Source organism: Caldibacillus thermoamylovorans (assembly GCF_000751775.1).
GTDB lineage: Bacteria > Bacillota > Bacilli > Bacillales > Caldibacillaceae > Caldifermentibacillus > Caldifermentibacillus hisashii.
This window is the reverse complement of the sequence record NZ_CCRF01000008.1, coordinates 1-23,978: the sequence shown is the minus strand read 5'-3', so window position 1 is coordinate 23,978 and position 23,978 is coordinate 1. Positions and strand designations below refer to the sequence as shown.

Sequence of the window (23,978 nt, the reverse complement as noted above, 5' to 3'; positions counted from 1 at the left end):
AATTTTTTGTTAAACTGATCAATTTTATTAGATTCATCAAAATAAATTAGATAGTTCATATCCTCATACCCCAAAAATTTTAATCATTGACTAGTCAATGAAATTTATGTATTATAATAGATAAGATGTATTAGTTTCTCCGCTACCGTTTAGGCAGAGCTGCTAATACAGTGAACGGGAATTAGCTTTTCCCCGCTACCGTTAAAGGCAGGGCTGAGCTAGTAAAACGTAGAGACTAGAAATTATTTCTAGTCTCTTTTAATTATACCAAATTAGTATTATTTAAGTCTATTATATTATTCGTAAAATACGTATTATACGAACAATAGTTTCTATATAGTGAGGTGATTTTTGGCTATCTCTAAGCAACATGAATATTATGAAGGAATTTATTAAAGGAAATGCCATTTTTTGTTGAAAAATATGTAGATGACAAATTGGATGTTCGCCCATCCCTCACCTTATTTAATTATGTCCGAAATGTTTAAAAACTTCTTTGAATGGTTGATTGCTGAGAAAATTGTTGATTGTGAATCGCTTAGATCTTTTCCTGTTCAAGCTTTAGAAATATTGTCACTTGCTGATGCAAATAACTATTTTAAATTTCTTGGTAGGAAAAAATATAGGGTTTCTAAAAAGGAAGATGAAATAAAGCAAATCGATGTCAAAACGGTAAATCGTCATAAGTCATCCCTCCGTTCACTTTCTATGTTCTGTGTTTCAGCCCAGTAAGGTGCCACATTAAGAGTTTCTTTAAATAAGGACGTCATCTTATAGGTCTTTTAAAAATTATATAGAAAAACTCCCAAATATAAAATTAAAGACCCTCATTTTTACAAACAGGCACTTCTTGAGTAAGCATATTGAATATAGTACTACAATACCGTGTCGAACTTTTTAAACAGAGAGATGAAAATAGTCCCTTAACCCTGCCCTTCCTTTTTCAGTAATTTTGACTGCACGTGTCTTTGGTAAGCGAACAATCCATTCTAATTCAAAAAGACGACTGGCAAGTTGCTCACCTAAAGCACCTGCAAGATGATGTTGTCGTTCGCTCCAATCCAGACAAGCACGAGAAAAGGATCGACGCTTTTTTCTTATCACAGCTATATCTATACCGAAGTCTGCGAAAAATTGTTCACCTTTGGGAGTCACTTTAAACTCCTTTTCCTCTTTTTCCAAATAACCAGCTTCCACCATCGATTCAGTTAACCCTACTCCTAGTGAGTATCCTTCTTTCCAAAAAAATGACAGTGCAGGGAAATTTTGAGTACTCACTCACTTTTTTGTTGACTTTTTATAAAAACATTCATATACTTTGATTTATAGTGATTGAGTACTCACTTTTTAAAAGGAGGAACATAATTAATGAATCCATCCATATCCATTCAAAATGTTAGTAAAAGCTTTGGTAAAAAAACTATCTTAAAAGACATTCATTTTGACATACAGGAAGGAAATATTTATGGTTTCATCGGGCCATCCGGGGCAGGAAAAACGACACTCGTTAAAATGATTGTCGGAATGGAAGTGCCTGATCAAGGGGCAATTTATTTGTTAGGTGAAAAAATGCCGAATTTGCCCATTTTACAAGAAATTGGGTATATGGCTCAATCCGATGCCTTGTACAACCAACTGACCGGTAAGGAAAATTTAACGTTCTTCGCTTCCCTTTATAAATTAAACAAAGGGGAACGGTTACGTAGAATTGAATATGCTGCGGAATTAGTCAACTTAACATCAGACCTAAATAAAAAGGTATCAGCCTATTCCGGGGGGATGAAACGCCGATTATCACTCGCCATTGCTCTAATTCAAAATCCGAAAGTACTCATTTTAGATGAACCAACAGTCGGCATTGATCCCGAATTAAGAGAAAGTATTTGGAATGAACTACTCCGATTAAAAAATGAGGACGGAAAAACGATTATTGTTACGACCCATGTCATGGATGAGGCAGAAAAATGCGATTATATTTCCATGATTCGCGAAGGCTCACTCATTGCGACCGGAACACCCGAACAATTGAAAAAACAATATGCGGCCGATAACTTAAATGACGTATTTTTGGCAGCGGGGAGGATGTAAAATGAGAACGATAGCGCTTATTAAAAGAATCTTGTTGCAAATTTTACGAGATAAACGGACTTTAGCCCTGCTATTTATCGCCCCTTTATTAATACTAACACTGATGGACCTCGTCTTTAACGGGAAAACAGTGAATCCTGTTTTAGGAATCGAAAATGGGAAAAAGCAAATCATTCAATCTTTAAAAGAGGCAGACATCGTTGTCAAAAATTATGAAGGGGTTTCCAACACGGATGAGGTCATGTTGAAATATGATTTAGACGGATTATTAGAAGTAAAAGGGGAAAAAGCAACATTAACATTACTTAACGATAACCCAACGGTAGCCAAAAATTTAGAAATGAAAGTACGGCAAATATTTAACAAACGAGCTCAATTACAACTCTTGGACACAAATAATATCCAGAGGAAGCAACTTCAAGATGCGATCATTCAAACAAAATATGTATATGGAAGCAGTGACACTGAACTATTCGATACGTTTAGTCCTATGTTAGTTGGGTTTTTCGTTTTCTTTTTTGTTTTTTTAATTTCCGGCATCGGCTTATTAAATGAAAGAACAACCGGAACTTTGGAGCGTTTAATGGCAACACCGATTAAAAGAGGCGAGATTGTTGCAGCCTATTTAATCGGCTACGGTCTATTAGCCTTTTTACAAACGATTGTGATTGTCCTATTTGCGATTTATGTGCTAGATATCGTTTTAGTTGGTTCCATTTGGAATGTTATCTTAATCAATGTTATTGTAGCTCTTGTTGCATTGTCGCTCGGAATTTTATTGTCTTCCTTTGCAAATTCCGAGTTTCAAATGGTTCAGTTTATTCCATTAGTCATCGTTCCACAAATTTTCTTTTCGGGTATTTTTTCCATTGAAGGAATGGTCGACTGGTTGCAGGTCTTTGCTAAATTTATGCCGTTGTACTATGCTGCTGATGCTTTAAAAGGTGTCATGTATAAAGGATTATCCCTATCCGACATAAGCCAGAATTTATACATTTTATTGGCTTTTGCCGCAGTATTTATTGTATGTAATTTGTTTGCCCTCAAGAAGTATCGTAAACTGTAAAAAGGATGGTGACTGAAATGGGAAATAGTAATTTATTGAATAAAATGGCGGAAATTATCCAGAAATCCGATAACCAAACAGCCAAGCAAAAGAAAATTATGGAAGTAGCCATTTCGCTGTTTGCAGAAAAAGGATATTCGAATACAGCGACAGCAGAAATTGCTAAACTTGCGGGAGTAGCGGAAGGAACAATTTTTAAACATTATGGAACAAAAGAAAACTTATTATTATCGATCATGGTTCCGTTCTTAAAAGAGCTTTTCCCCTCAATGGCAGATGAATTATTTGAAGAACTGATGACTGATAATATATCCTTTGAAGAGTTTTTAAGAAAGTTTTTGAAAAATCGTACGCATTTTCTTTTAGATAACCAGGAAATATTCCAAGTCTTCATCAAGGAAATGATTTATAAAGAAGAGTTGAAAAATGAACTAGTTCCTTATATATTTGAACAGGCTTCACCACGTTTAGGAAAGGTTATCGACGTTTTTCAAAAGCGAGGTGAAGTCATTGATCTTCCCATTTCCCAGATTAAAAATGTGTTAGCTACAACTGTATTTGGTTTCTTCATTTCACGTTTTGCCTTACTAAATCGTCAATATCTAAACGATGAAGAAATTGATCATATTGTTCGATTTATTATAAATGGGATTGGGAGTGCCCCTAATCCCTGATCTTCCCTCAGTGACACATTTTCTGTGGATTGATACCATCCCCCTTGTAATTAACGACTTCAAATTAACACTAAGAAAAGTATGATACCATCGCCAACCACTGATCCATTTTATCAAACCAGTCTTTCGTTCAGCCCAAGACTCAAAAATTGTGAGCGGGACCGAAAAAAAGAATACTTTATAAATAACCGCTATTAGTTTATCTTTACTTGTTATTTGGTTGTATATAACCGTAAACATCGGATAAAGGAGAACATCATATAGAATGTGTATGTGAAATATGTTTGGTAATAATCGGGTGGGATACGAAATATAGCCTGCCGTAACCCATTTGTCTAAAATATATTGGTAATTGCGTTAAACATATATGCAAACAGCCAGTCCTTTTTAGGCGGACGTTTCATAAGGACAGGCAATAATCCAATGGAAAGGATAAGTAATCCATATAAAAACTTCATTTCATTTTTCTTGCCACCCATGACATTCACCTCAGTACTAGCTTATTACTTGTACTGGTTTTTATCCGTATTTGCAACCAATTTACATCTTTACATCGTTGGTTAATGTTGCACATTGGGTAAAAGCCATGAAATAAGATTAACTGTGAAGTCTATGAAAAAAATTATATCAGCCTCTCTAACATCACAAACTTATTATGCAAGAGTGTCTAGTTTTTACACACTTTTAATGCTGCGAGCCAGTTTGCCAAGATACTTAATGATAGGCTTAATGATTGAGAAAACAAACGTTATTACCGTAGGATATCTTATCGGTATATATATAAATCTCAATTATATCAACCCCATTAAATACCTACTAGGATAAGGAGGAAAATTAAATTTTTGCTAATAAAACTTGAGATTTTCCTTATTATTGATAAGTTTTTAATTTTACTTATTCACAATTTTGTCATACGTGTTTGCCGTCAAGACGTAATATCCGGTATATATGACAACAAAAGCTAACATAGCTGTAAGAATCGGGATTATAATACTCTCTCCTATTAAACTGGATAAAAAATTGCTAATAAAACTCAACAGAGCACTACTATGAATGAGTCCTACTATTAAAGGCAAGCCAAATACAAATAGCGTCTGTTTCTTGATGGATTTACGAATATCCTTTTTACTAACACCGATTTTTCTTAAAATTTCATAATTCTTCTTTGCCTCGTTTGCCTCCGTTAATTGTTTGAAGTAAATAATACTCCCCGTTGCAGCTAAAAATACCAATCCTAAAAATCCGAATATAAATAGAGTTAATGCATTTCCTTCTTTTCCTTCCTTATATTCCATATAAAATGATGAATGAGACTGGAAATCTCCCTCAATAAGCTTATTTACTTCTTTAGATGTTTCCTTTGCCATGGCCTCATCTTCCACTTCATATACTTTATATACTAATGGTGCATTCTTTTTGGCAAGTTCATCAAATGTTTCATCACTTACAACGACAAAGAAATCAGGATAATCAAAGGGCAAAACACTTCCTTCAAGCATCGTTTTGATTGTTAGTTTTCGATTTTCTTGAGGTAATTTTAATATTAATTTTTCTCCTTTAAAATCCGCTTCCGTATATTCTGTTAACCTCGGCTTGATTACTGCTACTTGGTTTCCTGATAGTGACACCGTTTCATTCCTGTTCAAACCCTTTGATGCTTCATTAAAGGTGCTTTCTGAGATTAATTTTATCGGGTTTATTTCGTAATCCAGTGAAAATGAAAGCTTACCATTGTCCTCAATAACCGGAATATCAAGTTGTGCAATGATTGGATGGCTTTTATCAGCTTCAATCACTTTCTTTACTTGATGATCGAAGTCCTCCTCTTTTGATAAATGACTGTAGCTAAACGGAACCATTTCTTCCGCATTTTTTTCATTGCTATAATAGCCGCTGTATGTTGCACCAAAAAAACTAATCGTTGCTGCACTCAATAACGCAATAACCGTAAAAGTACGAGCATTCCCCCGAACCCGAAACAAAATTAGAGATACTTCAATTAGCTTCGTTCCTCTATAATAAAACGGCTTATTTTTTTTAGAAAACTTCAGTAAATAGACGATGACAGATTGGAAAAAAAGCAGAGTACCAATAACTAAAGCTATTAGGGCAGGACCATAGTTTTTCAGCAAATATGCTCCGTCTAGTTCATCCGGAAATGGTCTTAAAATAAGCCAATAACTAACTGCTAACAAAACAACTCCAGTGATGGCTGATAGAAATGACGCTTTTATTTCTTTTTCTCCTTGTTTCTCCGCCTGAAATAACTCAATTAATTTATAACGATAAATCAAACGATAACCTTGAATTGATGTCATTAAAATGATAATTAAAAATACAATGACTGTTTGGATAATGGCTAGAACTGATATGCCAAAATCAACTTCAACGGTTGAACCCATTAGCATGATTAATATCATGGCAAACAATTTTGATAACAATGTCCCAAAAATAAGTCCAATAAATAATGCAATTAATCCCATGATTAAGTTCTCATAAAACAACATTTTTGCAATTGTTTTTTTACGTAGCCCGAGCATTGAGTACAACCCGATTTCCTTTTTCCTTTTTCTCGTAAAAAATGAATTCGAATAAAAAATAAAAATCGCTACGAACAAAATTAACATGAAGGATGATACCAAAAACATGAAGCTCATAGTATCCGACAACTCAATACTTTCTTGAATTTCTTTACTATACTGTAACGATACAAAGGTATAGTAGATAACCATACTGAACACTAACGATACAAAGTAGACGAGATAATTACTAATATTTCCCTTAATATTTTTCTTTGCTAAACTAAATAACGTCATTTGCTCCACCCCCAAGTGCCGACAATACATCCAACAATTTGTTGAAATAGTCTTTGCGGTGTTCCTTTCCTTTTACTAGTTCCGTGAATAGTTTACCGTCTTTAATAAAAAGGACTCGCTGGCAGTAACTTGCAGCAAACGGATCGTGGGTAACCATAAGGATCGTTGCTTTATCTTGTTCACTCAAATCCTTTAGACTTTCTAACAAATCTGTCGCGGACTTGGAATCTAGCGCTCCGGTCGGTTCATCTGCCAGGATTAAACTTGGTTTTGCTACGATTGCACGACAAGCAGCTGTGCGCTGTTTTTGACCACCAGAGATTTGATACGGATATTTTTCTAAAATAGAACTGATTCCAAACTTATCCGCTACTTCACGAACTCTTCTTTCTAAATCATTCACATTTATTTTTGCTAAAGCTAATGGAAGTACAATATTTTCTTTTACCGTTAGCGTATCTAACAAATTATAATCTTGAAAAATAAAGCCAAGTTTATCCCGACGAAAGGCAGATAATTGTTCTTCACTCATCTTGGTGATGCTTGTTCCATCAATGGTAACCTCACCCGATGTCGGCTCATCAATCGTTGCTAAAATATTCAGCAATGTTGATTTTCCGGCACCTGAAGGCCCCATAATTCCTACAAATTCCCCTTCTTGAACCGTTAAATCGATATCATCAAGTGCTGTAAAAACATTTCCTCTTGCCCCATATACTTTTTTGATTCGTTTTGCATCGACTATTGTTTTCATTTAATTTTTCCCCCAAAAAGAATTCTTTCTATCACATGTTCTATTGTAAACGGAACTCGCTTTATGTAACCTTACAAGTCAAACGGTAAACCTTACATTTTTGTCACTAATACGAAAGATTTTATATGATAAGATAAAGTTGAGTGAACAGATGCATGTTTCTTAATATCAATCAAATACTAAATACATTAATGAAACAGGAGTTTGGCCTATGAAAATTATGATTGTAGAAGACGATCATACGATTCGGGATTTGTTAGGTGACATGCTAGAAAAATGGAACTTTGAAGTTATAAAACTGGAGGAGTTTGAACATGTATTGGAAGCATTTTTAAACGAAAAACCTCATCTTCTGTTATTAGACATAAACTTACCATTTTTCAATGGATTTCACTGGTGCAATAAAATTAGAGAAGTTTCACAAGTGCCGATAATTTTTATTTCTTCCCGTAATACAGCAATGGATATGGTGATGGCCATGAACATGGGCGGTGACGACTTTATCCAAAAACCTTTTGATACGGATGTTCTATTGGCTAAAATCAATGCTCTATTGCGCAGGTCCTATTCGTATACGGATACAGAACCAAACGTACTTGAACATGAGGGAATCATATTGAACTTGAAAGATTGGAAACTACTTTATGGAGATAAAAACGTGGAGTTGACAAAGACAGAATTTCTTATTCTTAAGCTACTCCTGCAAAATAAAGGATCCGTCGTTAACCGAAAAAAAATCATGCGAAGCCTTTGGAAGGATGAAAACTTTGTAGATGATAATACGTTAACCGTAAATATCGCTCGTCTCAGGAAAAAAATCGATGAACTTGGAAAAAAGAATTTTATTACAACCAAAAAAGGTGAGGGATACATAATCCAATGAGCTTTTTTGAATATATAAAAGATAAACGTTATTTCTGGGTATTTTATTTAATCATCATGACATTTGTTTCTTTAATTATGTTTTTAGGTGGCAATCATCAAGAGATAGGGAGCAATATTTTGTACATAAATATTAGTTGTTTCTTTTTTGCACTCCTCTATACAACTATTGGCTATTTTTATCGGAAAAAGTTTTTTCAACCATTAACTGAAGTTATTGAAAGTCAACACGAAGAAATATTAGCAATGCTACCCAAAGCCCAAACTTATCAACAAAAGCAATTTCTTGACCTTTTTAAAAAAATTTATCAAAACTATACCAATGAGCTTCAGACATTGTATGATGAAAAACGTGAACATCAAGAATTCATTATATCTTGGATTCATGAAGTTAAGATACCCATTGCTGCAAGCCGGTTATTGATTGAAAATAGTGATGATATGTCAACTGAATTACTTGCCGATAAATTCGAGGATGAACTTAATAAGATTGATAACTATATTGAGCAAGCACTTTATTATTCCCGTATTGATTCGTTTTCAAAGGATTACTTTATCACGGAAGTACATGTAAATCAAATCATTAAAAATAGTGTGAAAAAATATGCAAAATTATTTATATCTAAAGGCATTCACTTTTACATGGAAGCGAAAGAGCAATTTGTTCAAAGTGATAGTAAGTGGCTCGGGTTTGTCATCGATCAAATCATCGCAAATTCTTTAAAATACACAGATGAGAATGGTAAAATCGCCATTAAATTTGATGAAGATAGTAAAGAAAAAAGGCTAATCATTGAAGATAATGGCATTGGTATCAAACCGGAAGATATTAATCGAGTCTTTGAAAGAGGATTTACCGGCTCGATTGGAAGAAGTTATGCCAAATCTACCGGAATCGGACTATATCTGGCTAAACAATTGGCAAAAAAATTAGGGCATGATATTACGATCGAATCTGAGGAACATAAATTCACAAAGGTTATTATTCACTTCCCTAAAATGAGAAATTACTATAATTTATAAGCCAAAAATTATCTTTTTATAAAGCAGAGACAAGAATTCTCTGCTTTATTACCATGATATATGTATTAAACTGTTTTTATCCAAACCCAAGGATCCTCTTTTACGCCTGTAGGCAAATTAAGTTGGTACCTAAAAGGTTACTTTGCCTCGGTTTTCCCTACTTTACACAAATCTCCACCGATAAACTAATTTTTTGAAAGTGAGATGCGGTATAACTTATCGTCATTTTTTTGTGGATTTCCTCGCCCATCTGAATTATTACTAATGAAGAAAAGGTTATCACCTTCAATAAGCACATCTCGAATTCTGCCCAGATCTGTAATAACTTCACGATATTCACCTGTTTCAAGGTCAAATTCTAAAACGGCAGTTCCTCTTAATGCGGAAACATACAATTTACCGTTATGATAACCCATTCCAGACGGTGCCCAAGTTGACTCATCCCCAGAGGTGAATAGCGGTGAAACCATTCCATCTTGTTCTTCATACCCTTCAATAATTGGCCAACCGTAATTTTGACCGGCTTCAATTCTATTTATTTCATCATTGGCGCTGTTTCCGTGCTCACTAGCAAATAGTGTTCCATCAGGCAACCAAGTAATTCCTTGAGGATTACGGATACAGATCTTTCAGTCAGATAGAAGGTATCATTCATTCTTTCAATTGACCAAGGAACGTCAAGATTTTCCGCAATCACTTCTAATTCATCATTTTCTTGCTGACTTTTTGGTTTGTTTTGCTCATTTCTATTATGCACTGTAGTTTGTTGATTATTTGAAGAACAACCGATTAATAAAAATATAAGCGTAATATATACAGTAACAATTTTTTTCAATGGCAATCACCGCTTTCCCAACTATTAACATTGTACTAAAGTCAATTACGAATCGATACTATACATTGGAAGCTAAAACTCGTTCATATGCCGCGTCAACTTGATCCAAAATTTTTTTCATCGAATTCTATAAAATAGCGGAGGAAAGAAAACCTCCATCATTTGATAATTAATTTTATTTTTATTGCCTTACTTTTACTCAAAATACTTTTGTAAAATATGTTTTAGACCATCCTCATTATTACTCAAAGTGACCTCATCAGCGATCTTTTTTACCTCCTCTGGTGCATTCCCCATCGCAACACCTAAACCTGCATATTTTAACATATCCATATCATTAAAATTATCTCCAATGGCCATGATTTCCTGATTTGTAATTTGATATAGGTTCTCTAGCTTTTTAATAGCATTAGACTTCGAAGCGTTACCTGACATGATTTCTAAATAGGTATCCTTTGACTTATAGATAGTTAAATTAGGGAATTTATCCTTTAATGTTGATTCAAGCTGATTAATTAATTGTGGTTCTCCCATACACAAACATTTATGGATATCATGGTTTTCTTCAATAAATGAGGGGAGTTGACGCTGAATAGGAGAGATATTTGTAATTTTTTGTTCTTGTAGAACCCATTCATTTTGCCTGTCACTAACCACCCATTGGTTTTTCAGAAAGCGTTGCATTTAATATTGTAATTTAAGATCAATTCTGAACGGATTCCATTATGGAAAATAATTTCCCAACCTAAAAGAGGAAAACAATGGAATAGAAAGAAGAGAATAGAGAAAGAATGCTTAAAACCTTTAGTAGACAAGGAATTGAAGGGGTATTGGATAAAGAAAAAAGGAGCTGAACCCTTATTGGATCCAGCCCGAAATTTTATTGATTTCTTGTTGGGAAATAATCCCGATTGCCTCTTGATACATATCCACTTCCCGCCCGTTTCTTCTCTTGCTTCTTCCGCTTCCGATACCAACTTTATTACATGGGTACCGACTTTATTACAGAGGGAAGAAGAAAATAACAGGAAGATACGAGAAAGTAGCAGGAAGATATGGAAACAACAGAGCCCCCTTGTTATGTCCAAGAGGGCCAACTGATTATTCCACCGTCACTGATTTTGCGAGGTTGCGTGGTTTGTCAACGTCGCAGCCGCGGTGAAGGGCGGCGTAATATGCGATAAATTGCATTGGTACAACAGAGATAAGAGGTGTTAATAATTCATGCACTTGCGGTAAGACGAAACGGTCACCGTCCATTTCCAGTCCTTTCATAGAAATGATACACGCATTAGCACCACGGGCCGCAACTTCTTTTACATTACCGCGAATTGGCAAATTAACGTTCTCTTGAGTTGATAAGACAAAGACCGGTGTGCCTTCTTCAATCAAGGCAATAGGACCGTGTTTCAATTCTCCACCGGCAAAACCTTCAGCCTGAATATAGGAAATTTCCTTCAACTTCAAGGCACCTTCTAAGCAAACGGCATAGTCTAACGTACGACCGATAAAGAAGCTGCTACGAGCAAAAGACAAATAGTCACTTGCGATTTGTTCAAATGCATCTCTCGTATCACAAAGTTCCTCCATGGCACTCGCAACAATGCCAAGTTCATGGACGAGATCCACATCAATGGGCAGACCTTTGCTTCTTGCAACAACCTCAGCCAAGATGGACAACACCGCCACTTGTGCCGTATAAGCTTTTGTCGATGCAACAGCGATTTCCGGACCGGCGTGAAGCAACAATGTATAATCTGCCTCACGAGATAACGTAGACCCGGGAACATTCGTAATGGTCAATGCTTGATAACCCATTTTCTTAATTTGAACAAGAACGGCACGGCTGTCTGCTGTTTCTCCGCTCTGTGAGATAAAAATAAACAATGGTTTTTCCGATAACAATGGCATGTTGTAACCAAATTCACTGGCCACATGTACTTCAGTCGGAATTTTTGCCAACCGTTCAATTATATTTTTCCCGACCATACCGGCATGATAACTCGTTCCAGCCGCAATAATATAGAGCCGGTCTGCTTGATTAATGGCTCCAAGAATATTTTGATCAATAACCAATTCACCATTATCATTGGAATACTTTTGAATAATTGTCCGAATAACAAATGGCTGTTCATCAATTTCTTTTAACATATAGTGGGGATACGTACCCTTTTCAATATCACTGGCATCTAATTCAGCAATAAACGGTTTTCGTTCAACTTTTCTTCCATCTAAGTCAAAAATTTCCACATTTTCCCGCGTGACAATAACCATTTCTTGATCCATTAATTCCAGAAATTCTTTTGTAACTTGTAACATTGCCAAGGCATCCGATGCGACCACATTGAAGCCGTCACCTAGACCGACAAGTAGCGGGCTTTTATTTTTTGCAACATAAATAACATCTTTATTTTCTTCGTCAAGTAAAGCTAGAGCATAAGATCCTTTTAATATTTTCAACGTCTTTTGGAAAGCTTCTTGAACAGCATATCCATCATTGACAAATTTCTCAACTAATTGAACAACGACTTCCGTATCGGTGTCACTTTTTAGTGAGATATCCGACAAATATTCCGCTTTTAATTGTTCGTAGTTTTCAATTACTCCGTTGTGCACGATTGTAAACCGTCCCGTTGCACTTTGATGCGGGTGAGCATTTACTTTGCTTGGTTTCCCGTGAGTTGCCCAACGAGTATGACCGATTCCAACGTTTGCCTTTACTTGTTCATTAACAATAAATCGTAAATCAGCAATCCGTCCTTTTTCTTTAAAAAGATGGACTCCTTCTTCATTTAAAACGGCAATCCCGGCAGAATCGTATCCTCTATATTCAAGTTTTTCAAGTCCTTTTAATAAAATTTCCTTAGCGTCCTTATTACCGATATAACCAACTATTCCACACATAGTTTCCAGCCTCCTAATGTCCGGGGGCAAGAGGTCAACTATATATGGATTTTATAGGGACATCTTGCCCCCTTATCTCCATTTGTAATGGCGCATTTTTCTCTCCTTTGTCCAAAAAGTCACCTCTTTGTTTTAGAGAGAAATCTCGACTATGCGCAAAGTCGGAAGGTATCCGCCGAAAAACTCGATAAACCTTCTCCTCGTCAACTAGTATTACGGTTCCCATTAGTTTATCATTCATGAATCTTTCTTCATCAAGATACGTGCATACCCTGTTTGACAAAGGAATATACAAGCACAGAAACATTCTGACTGATAAACTCTCCAGTCCTTGAGTGAAATGGGACCTTTACTAGTTCTGGCGCTTTATTAAACTGACTTATACGATCCTCCTTTCCTCCAAAAAATTAACAGGACATATTCATCATAATTCAATCCACTCTTTTTAGTCAATAGGGAAATTATTCACATGCTTTACCTTGGCGTTCATAGGATCGTTGAAATCCGGTAAGGACTGAAGTTACTTCTTTTTAAATACCAAAAAGAGCGGATAATAAAATATATGCATAAAGGAATTGAACCGTTCCTTTATGCATATGTTAAAAGTAAATCGCGTTCTGCCTTTTTACAATCGCTTGAATTTTTTTACAACCGTGTTATTCACGATTTCCCATTTCTTCTTTTACAACAGCGGTAATTCTATTCACATAAGCTTCACATTCCTGTTCGCCCGGTGCTTCTACCATGACACGCACGAGTGGTTCTGTACCGGATGGTCGGACAAGAACTCGTCCGTTTCCTGCCATTTCTTTTTCTACCTCTTCAATTACGGCCTTTACCTTTTCATTTTCGGTTACGTGATATTTATCGTTCACCCGGACATTGACGAGTTTCTGCGGGTATTTTTTCATTTCTTTTGCAAGCTCCGATAACGGCTTGTTCGTTTGTTTTAAAATATTTATCAATTGCAGTCCTGTTAACATTCCGTCACCTGTTGTATTATAGTCAAGGAAAATAATATGCCCGGATTGCTCGCCTCCAAGATTATAGCCATTCTTTTTCATTTCCTCTACAACATAGCGATCTCCTACATCTGTCCGAACACTCTTAATCTCAAGTGCTTCTAAAGCTTTATAGAAACCAAGGTTACTCATGACAGTTGAGACGACAGTTTGTTGTTTCAGTCTGCCTTCATTTTTCATATACTTGGCACAAATGTACATAATTTGGTCGCCATCAACAATTTCTCCTTTTTCATCAACCGCAATCAACCGGTCCCCGTCACCGTCAAATGCCAAACCGACATCCGCTCCTTTTTCAACAACAAATTTTTTAAGGGCTTCCGGGTGGGTTGACCCAACTCCATCATTGATATTTAAACCATCCGGTGATGCACCCATTGTTGATAAATCGGCGTCTAAATCGGCAAATAAATAGTTTGCTAAAGATGAAGTCGATCCATTGGCGCAATCGAGTGCAATATGAATTCCGGAAAAATCTTCATCGACGGTCTGTTTTAAATATTGTATGTACTTTTGCCCGCCTTCAAAGTAATCATTCACGACACCAAGATCCTTTCCTACTGGTCTTGGTAAATTGTCTTCATTCATATCAAGATATTGTTCAATTTCTGCTTCTTGATCATCTGTTAGTTTAAACCCGTCAGGACCAAAGAACTTGATTCCATTGTCTTCAACCGGATTGTGGGAGGCTGAGATCATTACGCCGGCATGTGCACTCAAGGCCTTCGTTAAGTAAGCAACACCCGGAGTTGTAATAACACCTAATCGCATTACTTCAACACCGATTGAAAGCAGCCCGGCCACGAGCGCACCTTCCAGCATGTGACCGGATATGCGAGTGTCCCGTCCAATCAAGACTTTTGGACGTTCCGCATCTTTCGTTAAAACATATCCGCCATAGCGTCCTAATTTAAATGCCATTTCCGGTGTCAGCTCACTATTTGCAACTCCTCTAACTCCATCAGTTCCAAAATACTTACCCATAAAAACTCTCTCCTTTTTTCCAATCATTAACCGGTGATAACTCAACTTTCCGGCTCTTCTATTATCCTTCAGCTGTAATTTTTACTTTTACTGTTGTTCGTTTAAGTTTCCAATCTATCGTATCAGGACCCTCTGCCTGAATTTTCAGCTCATGTTCTCCTTCAGTTAACCCTTCCGCATTAACGGTCAGATTAAAACTGGCAGCATTTATATTTTGTAAAACTTCCGGTGTCCCGGTTACATCAATATCGACTTGTCCGTTATCCGGATCAAGGAAATCAAGTGCATATTGATTACTTAATCCGGTATAGTTTACCGGGACATTTTTAATCGTCCTTGTTTCTTTCGTTTCAGTCGTCACTTTTACATTAATTGCTTCAGGTGTCACAGCAGTTATCCCATTTCCTAAAGTGATTGGAATTGTTAGTTCCTGATCACCCGAAATATTAGCCACATTTACCGGAATTTCGATACTTGAAATTTTATCTAATGCACTTTGTCTTCCATATAGAACAACTTCTCGTACAGCCGGTTCAATATTTTTAATGCTTACCCCCTCTTTCGGTGTTCCTTGTTGTTTAATAACAACAGGTACCGTTTTTTGTGGGCTTTTAACCGGAATTGTGACTTCCACTTCGGCCGGTTCTACCTGTACGTTTAGTTTATTTAAGTTTTGGTCAAGAACGGATACACTCGCTTTTTGAGTAAACGTTCTATCAATAACCTCATTTCGCTCAACAATTGCTTTTACATAATTGATTTGATCAATGACATCTTTTCCGCCTGTAATTTTAACTTTTTTTGGTTTTATAACCGGTTCCTCTGCTTGGTAGCCATCTTCCAGAAGAGCTTTATTAAACTGTATATCAACAGTGAATTCCTTTGTTACTTTTTCTTGAACATTTACATTCACTGCTTCAGGTTTTATAGAGACAGTTAATTTATCCGAAATATCACGAATTTGGAATTTCACCCTCTGTGTACCTATTTCTGCCTTGGTCAAATCAAGATAAACTGTAAAATCCCTCAAATTTTTAGCCGATTTAACTAAACTGCTATTGCCCTCAACAATGACGTCAACAGTTTGTGGAGCACCGGTGACGACAAAATTTTCTTCATCATAATATAAAACAACAGGTACATCCTCTATCGTTTCCGTGGTTGTATTATCCCTGGCGGCACCTGATGCAGGACCCATTTGGTCTATATAAGCTGTTATATATAAGAGTAAAGCCAGTACTAAGGCAAGACCCCGGACAAACCATTTGCTTTCCATTAATTTATTTAAAAATTTATCCATCTTTTATCACCTCTTTTTCACCCACTTGCTCCAAAGATTACTTGTGGTTTGGGGTTCCAAAGGTTTTACTAACTTTTCGGTTAACATGCTCCGGAGCTGTTCTAGTTTAATTTCTCTGTGAAGTTCTCCATTTTTCGTTAATGAAATCCCTCCTGTTTCCTCTGAGACAACGACGGTAATACTATCGGTAACTTCACTAATTCCAACAGCTGCTCTGTGCCTTGTACCAAGTTCCTTTGAAATAAACGGGCTTTCTGATAAAGGCAAATAACAGGCTGCCGCTTTAATCTCATCGTCTTGAATGATCACTGCCCCATCATGTAAGGGCGTGTTGGGAATAAATGTATTGATTAGAAGTTCCGATGTAACTTTTGCATTCATCGGTATGCCAGTTTCAATATAATCATTCATTCCGGTCTCTTGGGCAATTGATATTAAGGCTCCAATCCGTCTCTTCGCCATATACTCGCAAGCTTTTACGATGGCATTTACAATTTGTTCTTGCTTTTCTTCCTCTTTTTGTCTTTGCCTTGTAAAAATTCGACCACGACCCAGTTGTTCCAGGGCACGCCGTAATTCAGGTTGGAAAATAATAATGATTGCCAGAAAGCCCCATTCAATCACCTGCTCCATTAACCATTCCAGAGTTCTTAATCCAATTATATTACTCAAACCACGTAAAATAAGGATAATAAATATTCCGTTGATTAATTGAACAGCCTTCGTTCCCCTGACAACCATAAATATTTTATAAATTAGATACCATACAACTAGAATATCAACAACACTCGCTATATAATCAACAATCGTAAAATCGGCAAAAAAATCAGCAAATGGCATAAAAACCTTCCTCCAATTATCTATGCAAAAACGTTTCAGTCCATCCTTTTAACAAGTAAATTGGTCCACATACATTCCAAAGGCAAAATTGACAACCAGCAAGATGCCTTTTTCAACAAATAAATCAGTCCACATACCCCTATTATATCCTATATTCTAAAAGTGAACATGATTGACAAAGATTTTGTTTGTTGAGCGTACAGGCAACAATTTCCCCTTTATTCACTTACCCTGGAACTGAAACGTTGTAAAAGTGATATATCATTCTAATTTGATTAGCTTTTTTATCCTTTAATAGACATTCAGTTAACGATATACAAGTATGGGGGTTACTAAGTATTTTACTGTATATCATATTTTTTTATTATACCATAACTCATGGAAACAGAAATTTTTTTCACCATTTTTTGCAGAAGACCATCTCCAAATGTATGAAAACCAACTAATACTTGCAAAAAGAAAAGCACACGGAAAGATTTGGAAGCTTTCCTTGTGTGCTTATTCTTTATAATATACAGAAAGGGTTTTTGAATACAGTTATATTTCAAAACATAGTTAAAACTCTAAAATGAAGACGTCATTCACTTATGTCAAACCATTTTCTTATTTCCCTCACGTAGGGAGATGCTTTCACTCAATATTTCCTGTTATTTCGTTATTCTAAAAAAAACTATACTTTAAGAACTCAGAACTTATCGCAAGAAAAGGGCCGCAAAATTAAGAATCCCCACTGCTATTGGTCTACCTGTTTTTTTGTAACAACCTACAAGGACAAGAAATATGATCACAATATACATGTCTTTTCTTCAGAATCCTCATCCCCGATAGTAAAATGACTAGCATTCAATTTACGCCGGATTTGTTGCCATCTGATATTACCGGTGTTTCTATCTATAATCTAAAAGAAAGGGTAAGAAAGGGCCTCCATGAATAATTGTTATTTTTCCTTACCCGTTAACATGTTCATTGTACTTTCAAAAATATGTTTCATTTGATACCATAACCACTCAAATGCCTCATTAATCTCCACAATATCGCCTGTAACCTGACCGGCCGAGGCCATATATGATTCCCCATTAACGATTTCCCCGTTAATGACTGTTACACTACCGTCAACTTTTCCGTCAATACGGATATCGCCATTTTTTACAACAATATCTCCTGTAACCGTTTCTCCTTCAGGCACGATGGCTGTGTTATTCTCAATAACTAAATCAGGGTTTTTTGTAACAGAAAAGTCATCCCCCGACCAATGAGACAATAAACTTGCAGCCATAAATATGGAAAAGATGCTTGCAGCCGTTAATACCGGATGTCTTGAGAACCATCGTTTCACACTTACTTTTTTCTTTTCTTTCGGTAAATTCATCAGCACTTTTTGCGTAAAATCTGTCGGTGCTTGAACATGTGAGATACTTTTTACTAAAGCAATGGATTTTTCAAGTTCCTGAAAATGTTGGCGGCAGTCGGCACAAAATTTTAAATGTACGGTTAATATGTTTTTATGTTCCGGTAAAATTTCCCCGTCTAAATATTCATGCATATATTCAGTTATTATTTCAGGACATCGATTCAAAGGTTTTCACCTCACTCAAATATGCCGGAGTTGTTTGCGAAGAGCTTCTCTCCCTCTATGTATTCTCGTTTTGACAGTTCCAATGGGAAGATCCAAAATCTTACTAATTTCCAATAGGGGGAGTTCTTCGATATATTTTAAAACTATGACTGCCCGATATTTTTCCGGCAATTTTAGAATTTCATTTTGAATGATTTCTTGCAATTCAATTTTTGAAACCTCTTCATCGGGTGCAAGTTGGCTGGCGGGTATTTGTGAATATAAGGTCAACCCTTCTGTTCCTGCCACTTCAGCATCTAAATAATAATCAGGTTTCTTTTTCCTGATCCGGTCGATACATAAATTGGTTGCAATACGATATAACCACGTGGAAAATTTTCTGTCAATATTATATCGTTCAATATTTATATATGCACGTATAAAAGCCTCTTGTGAAATATCTTCAGCCTCGTGAGAATTCCCCAACATTCGGAAGCAAAGTTGAAATACTTTATCTTTGTATAATTCAACGATCTCCCCAAACGCATTTTGGTCCCCTTTTCGCACTTGTTTTATCCGTGATTTCACAAACTCATCCATTCATAACCCTCCGCTCTATGCGGCTATTTATATTACGAAACAGCAAAAGAAAAGTTTCATTAATCTTATTATACTATGAATTATTTTTTTATTGAGGGAAAAACTAGAAATTTTCTATATATACAATTAGGAAAACACTTGGAATTGCCTGCTACATGGGATATGTATTATTATTGGAAATTTTTACTTATGGTGTAAAAAAATCGCGGTGGTTACCTGTTACATGAGATTTGTATCATTTCCGGAATTTTCTACTTTCCGTCGTCACAAAAATCACGCCGGCCGTTGCCTGTTATGTGGAATTTGTATCCTTACCTCAAAATTTATACGGGCGTACATGTAAAATAAATGGGTCCCCATTTACTTTTTAAAATGAGAACCCTTAATCACTAGTTATATAAAATTTACGGTTATTTTGCTGATTCATAATAGACTTTCACCAAAAAGCGAGGCCATTAATCCGACGGCAAGTATCCCCGTTTTATTCTTCTCATCTAATATAGGATTCACTTCAACGAATTCCGCTGACGTAATCATTTCCGATTCAAAAAACATTTCCATAGCCAAATGACTTTCCCGGTAATTCAAGCCGCCTTCTACCGGAGTGCCGACACCCGGTGCATAAAGTGGATCCAACCCGTCTAAATCTAATGAAAGATGAACACCATCTGTACGATCTTTAAAATATGCAATCGTTTCTTCTATAACTTTTGGAATGCCCAGACGATCAATTTCATGCATGGTATATACTTTGATTCCTTTTTCTTTAATTAATCTTTTTTCACCTTCATCTAATGATCTGGCACCAATAATGACGATATTTTCAGGTTGAATTTTTGGACAATAGCCACCAATTTGCGTAAGCGTCGTTTCACCTAATCCAAGACTGACCGCTAGGGACATGCCATGAATATTTCCCGATGGTGAAGTTTCCGGTGTATTTAAATCTCCATGAGCATCAAACCAGATAACCCCGAGTCTTTTAAAATATTTTGAAATGCCGGCAAGTGTTCCAATCGCAATACTATGGTCTCCGCCAAGTACGAGTGGAAAGGAACCTTCTTTCATGATTTTGTCGACTTTATCTGCAATTTTTGTACTCGCTTGGACAACCGCTTCTAAGTTTCGCAACCCTGTTAAAGGATCTGTTGTCAATCGATCTCTACCAATCTCAATATCTCCTAAATCATTCACTTGGTAACCCAGGGATTCCAGCCTTTCAACGACCCCCGCATAACGGATTGCACTCGGACCCATATCGACACCCCTGCGTAATTGCCCTAAATCCATCGGTGCTCCCACAATTGAAATTTTTCCTCTCATCTTTTTCTACCCCCCTAAAACATATTGTAAATGCCTTCAAGCGATGACTCAACCTAGCAAAAAATGGTATAAATAAACACTTTTATTATAGCAATCAAGGAAAAATTATTATAAGAAAAGGAAAGGAATGCTTTCGTAGATTCCTTTCTCAAGTTTGACACTGAAAACCGTCTGGAACATTGTAATTACAGCGTTTTTGGCCCATATTTAGGGCGATAAAACTGCGTACTTTTTAGCTCTTTTGCTGCTAAAAAGTAAATAAATTGTGTGATAAAATTATTTTGGGCAAATTATTTCTTAGCCCTTCATTTAGCAAAAATCACTTTCTTAGTTGTATTTTTTTCGCAAGTAGTTATATTTATAATTAAGTCATGCGGATTTGGTATGCTTCCTTATCCCTGGGTGCCTTTTTCTGATGTTTCGCAGCTTTAAGGCTGTATGGTTGTAACTAATCCGGTGTTTAAACAGGTATCTTTACCAATCGTTAAAAAATGGCTGAAAGAGAGGGATAAACTTCATGCCCAAAAAACAAACCGAGGCAAATAAGAAGTGGCAAGAAAAAAATAAGGATTATGCTAACTATATTAGTGCACGATCCCGAGCGCGCAGTTTCATCAAGAATAAAGCCACCCTTGAAGATATTGAGGAATTTAAAAAATTAATTGAAGAGCGTGAAAAATTTTTAAAAAGCGAGGACACATTTAGCTAAGAGGAAATCACTTTTTTTACAGTCAATTTTGCCAGGGGAATCGTCCTTAGAATATCTCTGCAAACTACATTATAGAAATCCCTTCTTTTTGACTTGCAATTTTTGTACCCGGCATGAAACGAAGCATCTTTACCGGTGGATAGGTCTATCAAGATCTTGTCATAAAACAACTGAAGGGACACCATGTTTGTAACGGTTTTTGTTCTTGTCAACAAGGAACGGTCATTCCAAAAACTCTTAATTACGGAAAATTACAAATATCCTTAGAATGTAATTGGGTTTATAGGGTCTTTACCTTAGAGAATACAGGAAATTGTTCTCATTATCAGATTTCTTCATAACCAGGCATCGATACTTGACTAACGAATAATACTTTAGCAGTATTACCTCTTCATGATTAGTGTTTCTGAAACTCTGTACGACTAAAATCGGCAGGTTCTTATCTACGCAAACTTCTTCTATACTCTAATTATTCATTATTTCTAATGAATAATTACAACATAGAGACACTGGTTTCTTTCGATAAGACTTTCACGAACAAAGCTCGCACTGTTGTGCCACTTTAACGTTCGTCTAAGGCTCGTTTCAAAACCTGTTCATTAACCAAATTACATCACAACTGAAATTGCAAGACTCACTATCATCCCATGTCTAAAGACGATGGGCTTTCTCGTTTGAAAAATCCGTAGTAAGGTCACTGAAAAAGCACAAAAATATCAACTTGAACAAAAGAGATTATTGGGTTTATCCCACAGAACTTCAGTAAATTCATATTTACTTATGGACATATAATAATTGAAAGTGTAACAGTTTAGCGCCACTCTGACCGTATTTTGTCCGGCAAGCGAGATCACTTCTTAAGGACAGTTTGATGTGGTTGTTAATTAATTTTGATCGCTTAGGCTTTTCTTAAGGATAGTTTGGCACATGTCTGAATCTATTTTTTCCACGGATTCGTTTCTTATTTAGTTTTTATAGTGGTTATGTCGAACCGAAAAATAGGAAATTGCCTATTAGTTGCCTGTGGAACGATAAAAAATTGTTCCACAAAAAAACGACCCTTGAATATTCAAGATTCGCCTTTTTTAATGTTTTTCGCAATATAAGCGGAAGACGGGACTCGAACCCGCGACCCTCACCTTGGGAAGGTGATGTTCTACCACTAAACTACTTCCGCACAAATTTTTTAAATTAAGATAAAAACAAATTTACTCCCTTTAACATCATAAATTTTTTATCTTTTGAATAAAATGACTGGGCTAGCTGGATTCGAACCAACGAATCACGGAGTCAAAGTCCGTTGCCTTACCGCTTGGCTATAGCCCAATATGTTTTTATGGTGGAGGGGGACGGATTCGAACCGCCGAACCCTGAGGGAGCGGATTTACAGTCCGCCGCGTTTAGCCACTTCGCTACCCCTCCATTTATGTTAATTATGGAGCTATGCCGACTGCAGGACTTGAACCCGCAACCTACTGATTACGATTCAGTTGCTCTACCAGTTGAGCTAAGTCGGCAAATAACTTTGTGTCTTTAATAAAGATTTCTTTTATTGACCTAATCCTTTTCTCGTTTTAGCAAAATTTGTGTATCAAAGCAAACCAACATACTTGGTAAAAACTTGTTAAAGAGTAATAATATTGGTCAATATTATTTTTAAAAGAAAAAGTGGTGGAGGTTGACGGGATCGAACCGCCGACCCCTTGCTTGTAAGGCAAGTGCTCTCCCAGCTGAGCTAAACCTCCAAATGGTGACCCCTACGGGATTCGAACCCGTGTTACCGCCGTGAAAGGGCGGTGTCTTAACCGCTTGACCAAGGGGCCACAATAAATTACTCACGCAAGTTGACGCTTATTATTATATAAAGAATGCGCATGATTGTAAAGAGAAGATAGTAAGTTTTTATTTTCTGATATTTATCTTATTCCTTAAATGTTAATCTGTCTTACTGGACTAATAATTTGAAGGCATTAGGACGAAGGTAGCATTTAAAAGGTGGGTTTTTTATATACTTTTTTGAAACATGTTAAAGATATCCATATCAAGTTATAAAAACAAGCGGTTTCGAATAAATACCGAAACCGCATTTAATTTACACTATTAAAAAGCTTCCAATCGGGCTCGAACCGATGACCTCTTCCTTACCATGGAAGTGCTCTACCTGCTGAGCTATGGAAGCATGGCTCCGCAGGTAGGATTCGAACCTACGACCGATCGGTTAACAGCCGATTGCTCTACCACTGAGCTACTGCGGAACAATAAAATTTTACCACTAGTTTATCTTTTAAAAATTACCTTTTGTAAATAATAAATGTTTTAAGTCAATTTTCAACTTATTTAATAAATAATGTTCCAAAGATTCTACACGACTAAAGTTATGGTCCTTCAAAAGGAAATCTTTGTAATAACATTAGAATATAAAACATGCCTGGCAACGTCCTACTCTCGCAAAGGCAAGGCCTTCACTACCATCGGCGCTGAGAAGCTTAACTTCCGTGTTCGGGATGGGAACGGGTGTGACCTTCTCGCCATTATTACCAGACAATTATCAATGACATTTTTTATTATACTAAATAATATGTGAGTTTGCAACACATACTTCA

Annotated in this window: 21 protein-coding genes, 8 tRNA genes, 1 rRNA gene and 2 pseudogenes; 8 read left to right on the top strand and 24 right to left on the bottom strand. The window is 36.3% G+C overall.

Annotation, left to right across the window (positions count from 1 at the left end):
- The first annotated feature begins 441 nt into the window (after nucleotides 1-441).
- Nucleotides 442-732, top strand: a complete 291-nt coding sequence (locus tag BT1A1_RS01025; RefSeq protein WP_034767154.1) for a site-specific integrase — start codon at nucleotides 442-444, stop codon at nucleotides 730-732.
- A 165-nt stretch (nucleotides 733-897) separates the two neighbouring features.
- Here BT1A1_RS01025 and BT1A1_RS01020 read toward each other — a convergent pair whose 3' ends face one another.
- On the bottom strand, nucleotides 898-1,200 hold the full coding sequence (locus tag BT1A1_RS01020; protein WP_051988944.1) for a hypothetical protein: 303 nt from the start codon (nucleotides 1,198-1,200) through the stop codon (nucleotides 898-900).
- A gap of 168 nt (nucleotides 1,201-1,368) precedes the next feature.
- Between BT1A1_RS01020 and BT1A1_RS01015 the strand changes: the two genes are divergently transcribed.
- Genes BT1A1_RS01015 through BT1A1_RS01005 form a run of 3 tightly spaced genes read left to right on the top strand, consistent with a single transcriptional unit; the run spans nucleotide 1,369 to nucleotide 3,828 of the window.
- Nucleotides 1,369-2,088 (top strand): ABC transporter ATP-binding protein, encoded by a 720-nt coding sequence (locus BT1A1_RS01015; protein WP_034767152.1) that lies wholly within the window; start codon nucleotides 1,369-1,371, stop codon nucleotides 2,086-2,088.
- A gap of 1 nt (nucleotide 2,089) precedes the next feature.
- The gene (locus BT1A1_RS01010; RefSeq protein WP_034767151.1) at nucleotides 2,090-3,154 is read left to right on the top strand and encodes an ABC transporter permease; all 1,065 of its coding nucleotides are present in this window, start codon (nucleotides 2,090-2,092) and stop codon (nucleotides 3,152-3,154) included.
- Nucleotides 3,155-3,171: 17 nt separating this feature from the next.
- Nucleotides 3,172-3,828 (top strand): TetR/AcrR family transcriptional regulator, encoded by a 657-nt coding sequence (locus BT1A1_RS01005; protein WP_034767149.1) that lies wholly within the window; start codon nucleotides 3,172-3,174, stop codon nucleotides 3,826-3,828.
- Here BT1A1_RS01005 and BT1A1_RS19550 read toward each other — a convergent pair.
- From BT1A1_RS19550 to BT1A1_RS00990, 4 genes are all read right to left on the bottom strand, one after another.
- On the bottom strand, nucleotides 3,757-4,095 hold the full coding sequence (locus BT1A1_RS19550) for a CBO0543 family protein (protein WP_311316096.1): 339 nt from the start codon (nucleotides 4,093-4,095) through the stop codon (nucleotides 3,757-3,759). The two genes, BT1A1_RS01005 and BT1A1_RS19550, sit on opposite strands and share 72 nt — an antisense overlap.
- A gap of 68 nt (nucleotides 4,096-4,163) precedes the next feature.
- Nucleotides 4,164-4,307 (bottom strand): hypothetical protein, encoded by a 144-nt coding sequence (locus BT1A1_RS18945; protein WP_197057051.1) that lies wholly within the window; start codon nucleotides 4,305-4,307, stop codon nucleotides 4,164-4,166.
- 411 nt (nucleotides 4,308-4,718) lie between these two features.
- On the bottom strand, nucleotides 4,719-6,644 hold the full coding sequence (locus BT1A1_RS00995) for an ABC transporter permease (RefSeq protein WP_034767148.1): 1,926 nt from the start codon (nucleotides 6,642-6,644) through the stop codon (nucleotides 4,719-4,721).
- On the bottom strand, nucleotides 6,631-7,398 hold the full coding sequence (locus tag BT1A1_RS00990) for an ABC transporter ATP-binding protein (protein WP_034767147.1): 768 nt from the start codon (nucleotides 7,396-7,398) through the stop codon (nucleotides 6,631-6,633). The genes BT1A1_RS00995 and BT1A1_RS00990 overlap by 14 nt, the downstream gene beginning before the upstream one ends.
- 211 nt (nucleotides 7,399-7,609) lie before the next feature.
- On the opposite strand from BT1A1_RS00990, the gene BT1A1_RS00985 reads away from it, so the two are divergent.
- A complete protein-coding gene (locus BT1A1_RS00985; protein WP_034767146.1) occupies nucleotides 7,610-8,281 on the top strand; it encodes a response regulator transcription factor in 672 nt (223 codons plus the stop codon).
- Nucleotides 8,278-9,303, top strand: coding sequence for a sensor histidine kinase (locus BT1A1_RS00980; protein ID WP_034767144.1), 1,026 nt, complete (start codon nucleotides 8,278-8,280; stop codon nucleotides 9,301-9,303). Before BT1A1_RS00985 ends, BT1A1_RS00980 begins: the two co-directional genes overlap by 4 nt.
- A gap of 185 nt (nucleotides 9,304-9,488) precedes the next feature.
- Here the strand turns inward: BT1A1_RS00980 and BT1A1_RS19545 are convergent.
- From BT1A1_RS19545 to cdaA, 7 genes and pseudogenes are all read right to left on the bottom strand, one after another.
- Nucleotides 9,489-9,920, bottom strand: a pseudogene (locus BT1A1_RS19545) (PQQ-dependent sugar dehydrogenase); the annotation flags it as partial.
- On the bottom strand, nucleotides 9,839-10,138 hold the full coding sequence (locus BT1A1_RS19540; RefSeq protein ID WP_141227998.1) for a hypothetical protein: 300 nt from the start codon (nucleotides 10,136-10,138) through the stop codon (nucleotides 9,839-9,841). The pseudogene BT1A1_RS19545 and the gene BT1A1_RS19540, both read right to left, overlap by 82 nt.
- Nucleotides 10,139-10,333: 195 nt before the next feature.
- Nucleotides 10,334-10,795, bottom strand: coding sequence for an HAD-IIB family hydrolase (locus tag BT1A1_RS00970; RefSeq protein ID WP_231553254.1), 462 nt, complete (start codon nucleotides 10,793-10,795; stop codon nucleotides 10,334-10,336).
- A gap of 444 nt (nucleotides 10,796-11,239) precedes the next feature.
- The gene (gene glmS / locus BT1A1_RS00960; protein WP_034767142.1) at nucleotides 11,240-13,042 is read right to left on the bottom strand and encodes a glutamine--fructose-6-phosphate transaminase (isomerizing); all 1,803 of its coding nucleotides are present in this window, start codon (nucleotides 13,040-13,042) and stop codon (nucleotides 11,240-11,242) included.
- 656 nt (nucleotides 13,043-13,698) lie between these two features.
- Nucleotides 13,699-15,048 (bottom strand): phosphoglucosamine mutase, encoded by a 1,350-nt coding sequence (gene glmM / locus BT1A1_RS00950; RefSeq protein WP_034767137.1) that lies wholly within the window; start codon nucleotides 15,046-15,048, stop codon nucleotides 13,699-13,701.
- Between the two features lie 61 nt (nucleotides 15,049-15,109).
- Nucleotides 15,110-16,348, bottom strand: coding sequence for a CdaR family protein (locus tag BT1A1_RS00945; RefSeq protein ID WP_034767135.1), 1,239 nt, complete (start codon nucleotides 16,346-16,348; stop codon nucleotides 15,110-15,112).
- A gap of 6 nt (nucleotides 16,349-16,354) precedes the next feature.
- Nucleotides 16,355-17,188, bottom strand: a complete 834-nt coding sequence (gene cdaA, locus BT1A1_RS00940; protein ID WP_034767134.1) for a diadenylate cyclase CdaA — start codon at nucleotides 17,186-17,188, stop codon at nucleotides 16,355-16,357.
- 835 nt (nucleotides 17,189-18,023) lie between these two features.
- Between cdaA and BT1A1_RS17605 the strand changes: the two are divergent.
- Nucleotides 18,024-18,095, top strand: a pseudogene (locus BT1A1_RS17605) (AAA family ATPase); the annotation flags it as partial.
- Between the two features lie 30 nt (nucleotides 18,096-18,125).
- Here BT1A1_RS17605 and BT1A1_RS00935 read toward each other — a convergent pair.
- The 3 genes from BT1A1_RS00935 to rocF form a co-directional block, all read right to left on the bottom strand.
- Entirely contained in the window at nucleotides 18,126-18,764 is a 639-nt protein-coding gene (locus BT1A1_RS00935) for an anti-sigma factor family protein (protein WP_072012623.1), read from the bottom strand.
- 15 nt (nucleotides 18,765-18,779) lie between these two features.
- Nucleotides 18,780-19,343: an RNA polymerase sigma factor SigW gene (gene sigW, locus BT1A1_RS00930; protein WP_034767131.1), complete on the bottom strand. Its 564-nt coding sequence runs from the start codon at nucleotides 19,341-19,343 to the stop codon at nucleotides 18,780-18,782.
- 423 nt (nucleotides 19,344-19,766) lie between these two features.
- Nucleotides 19,767-20,666 carry an arginase gene (gene rocF, locus BT1A1_RS00925; RefSeq protein WP_034767130.1) on the bottom strand — a complete coding sequence of 300 codons (900 nt, stop codon included), beginning with the start codon at nucleotides 20,664-20,666 and terminating at the stop codon, nucleotides 19,767-19,769.
- A 517-nt stretch (nucleotides 20,667-21,183) separates the two neighbouring features.
- On the opposite strand from rocF, the gene BT1A1_RS00920 reads away from it, so the two are divergent.
- A complete protein-coding gene (locus tag BT1A1_RS00920; RefSeq protein WP_034767128.1) occupies nucleotides 21,184-21,375 on the top strand; it encodes a hypothetical protein in 192 nt (63 codons plus the stop codon).
- 1,105 nt (nucleotides 21,376-22,480) lie between these two features.
- Here BT1A1_RS00920 and BT1A1_RS00915 read toward each other — a convergent pair.
- From BT1A1_RS00915 to rrf, 9 genes are all read right to left on the bottom strand, one after another.
- Nucleotides 22,481-22,552: transfer RNA gene (locus BT1A1_RS00915), tRNA-Gly, on the bottom strand.
- Between the two features lie 77 nt (nucleotides 22,553-22,629).
- Nucleotides 22,630-22,701: transfer RNA gene (locus BT1A1_RS00910), tRNA-Gln, on the bottom strand.
- An 11-nt stretch (nucleotides 22,702-22,712) separates the two neighbouring features.
- A tRNA-Tyr gene (locus BT1A1_RS00905) sits at nucleotides 22,713-22,797 on the bottom strand.
- Between the two features lie 22 nt (nucleotides 22,798-22,819).
- Nucleotides 22,820-22,892 (bottom strand) — tRNA-Thr (locus BT1A1_RS00900).
- 152 nt (nucleotides 22,893-23,044) lie between these two features.
- A tRNA-Val gene (locus BT1A1_RS00895) sits at nucleotides 23,045-23,120 on the bottom strand.
- Between the two features lie 3 nt (nucleotides 23,121-23,123).
- Nucleotides 23,124-23,198: transfer RNA gene (locus BT1A1_RS00890), tRNA-Glu, on the bottom strand.
- Nucleotides 23,199-23,481: 283 nt separating this feature from the next.
- Nucleotides 23,482-23,554 (bottom strand) — tRNA-Thr (locus tag BT1A1_RS00885).
- 1 nt (nucleotide 23,555) lies between these two features.
- Nucleotides 23,556-23,630, bottom strand: a tRNA-Asn gene (locus tag BT1A1_RS00880).
- Nucleotides 23,631-23,801: 171 nt separating this feature from the next.
- Nucleotides 23,802-23,917: ribosomal RNA gene (gene rrf, locus BT1A1_RS00875) — 5S ribosomal RNA — on the bottom strand.
- Nucleotides 23,918-23,978: the final 61 nt, after the last annotated feature.

What these genes read in the sequence shown, in the direction of transcription:
- BT1A1_RS01025 (WP_034767154.1), top strand. Translation starts at nt 442, where the DNA reads ATGTTCGCCCATCCCTCACCTTATTTAATTATGTCCGAAATGTTTAAA.
- BT1A1_RS01020 (WP_051988944.1), bottom strand. Translation starts at nt 1,200, where the DNA reads ATGGTGGAAGCTGGTTATTTGGAAAAAGAGGAAAAGGAGTTTAAAGTG.
- BT1A1_RS01015 (WP_034767152.1), top strand. Translation starts at nt 1,369, where the DNA reads ATGAATCCATCCATATCCATTCAAAATGTTAGTAAAAGCTTTGGTAAA.
- BT1A1_RS01010 (WP_034767151.1), top strand. Translation starts at nt 2,090, where the DNA reads ATGAGAACGATAGCGCTTATTAAAAGAATCTTGTTGCAAATTTTACGA.
- BT1A1_RS01005 (WP_034767149.1), top strand. Translation starts at nt 3,172, where the DNA reads ATGGGAAATAGTAATTTATTGAATAAAATGGCGGAAATTATCCAGAAA.
- BT1A1_RS18945 (WP_197057051.1), bottom strand. Translation starts at nt 4,307, where the DNA reads ATGGGTGGCAAGAAAAATGAAATGAAGTTTTTATATGGATTACTTATC.
- BT1A1_RS00995 (WP_034767148.1), bottom strand. Translation starts at nt 6,644, where the DNA reads ATGACGTTATTTAGTTTAGCAAAGAAAAATATTAAGGGAAATATTAGT.
- BT1A1_RS00990 (WP_034767147.1), bottom strand. Translation starts at nt 7,398, where the DNA reads ATGAAAACAATAGTCGATGCAAAACGAATCAAAAAAGTATATGGGGCA.
- BT1A1_RS00985 (WP_034767146.1), top strand. Translation starts at nt 7,610, where the DNA reads ATGAAAATTATGATTGTAGAAGACGATCATACGATTCGGGATTTGTTA.
- BT1A1_RS00980 (WP_034767144.1), top strand. Translation starts at nt 8,278, where the DNA reads ATGAGCTTTTTTGAATATATAAAAGATAAACGTTATTTCTGGGTATTT.
- glmS (WP_034767142.1), bottom strand. Translation starts at nt 13,042, where the DNA reads ATGTGTGGAATAGTTGGTTATATCGGTAATAAGGACGCTAAGGAAATT.
- glmM (WP_034767137.1), bottom strand. Translation starts at nt 15,048, where the DNA reads ATGGGTAAGTATTTTGGAACTGATGGAGTTAGAGGAGTTGCAAATAGT.
- BT1A1_RS00945 (WP_034767135.1), bottom strand. Translation starts at nt 16,348, where the DNA reads ATGGATAAATTTTTAAATAAATTAATGGAAAGCAAATGGTTTGTCCGG.
- cdaA (WP_034767134.1), bottom strand. Translation starts at nt 17,188, where the DNA reads ATGCCATTTGCTGATTTTTTTGCCGATTTTACGATTGTTGATTATATA.
- sigW (WP_034767131.1), bottom strand. Translation starts at nt 19,343, where the DNA reads ATGGATGAGTTTGTGAAATCACGGATAAAACAAGTGCGAAAAGGGGAC.
- rocF (WP_034767130.1), bottom strand. Translation starts at nt 20,666, where the DNA reads ATGAGAGGAAAAATTTCAATTGTGGGAGCACCGATGGATTTAGGGCAA.
- BT1A1_RS00920 (WP_034767128.1), top strand. Translation starts at nt 21,184, where the DNA reads ATGCCCAAAAAACAAACCGAGGCAAATAAGAAGTGGCAAGAAAAAAAT.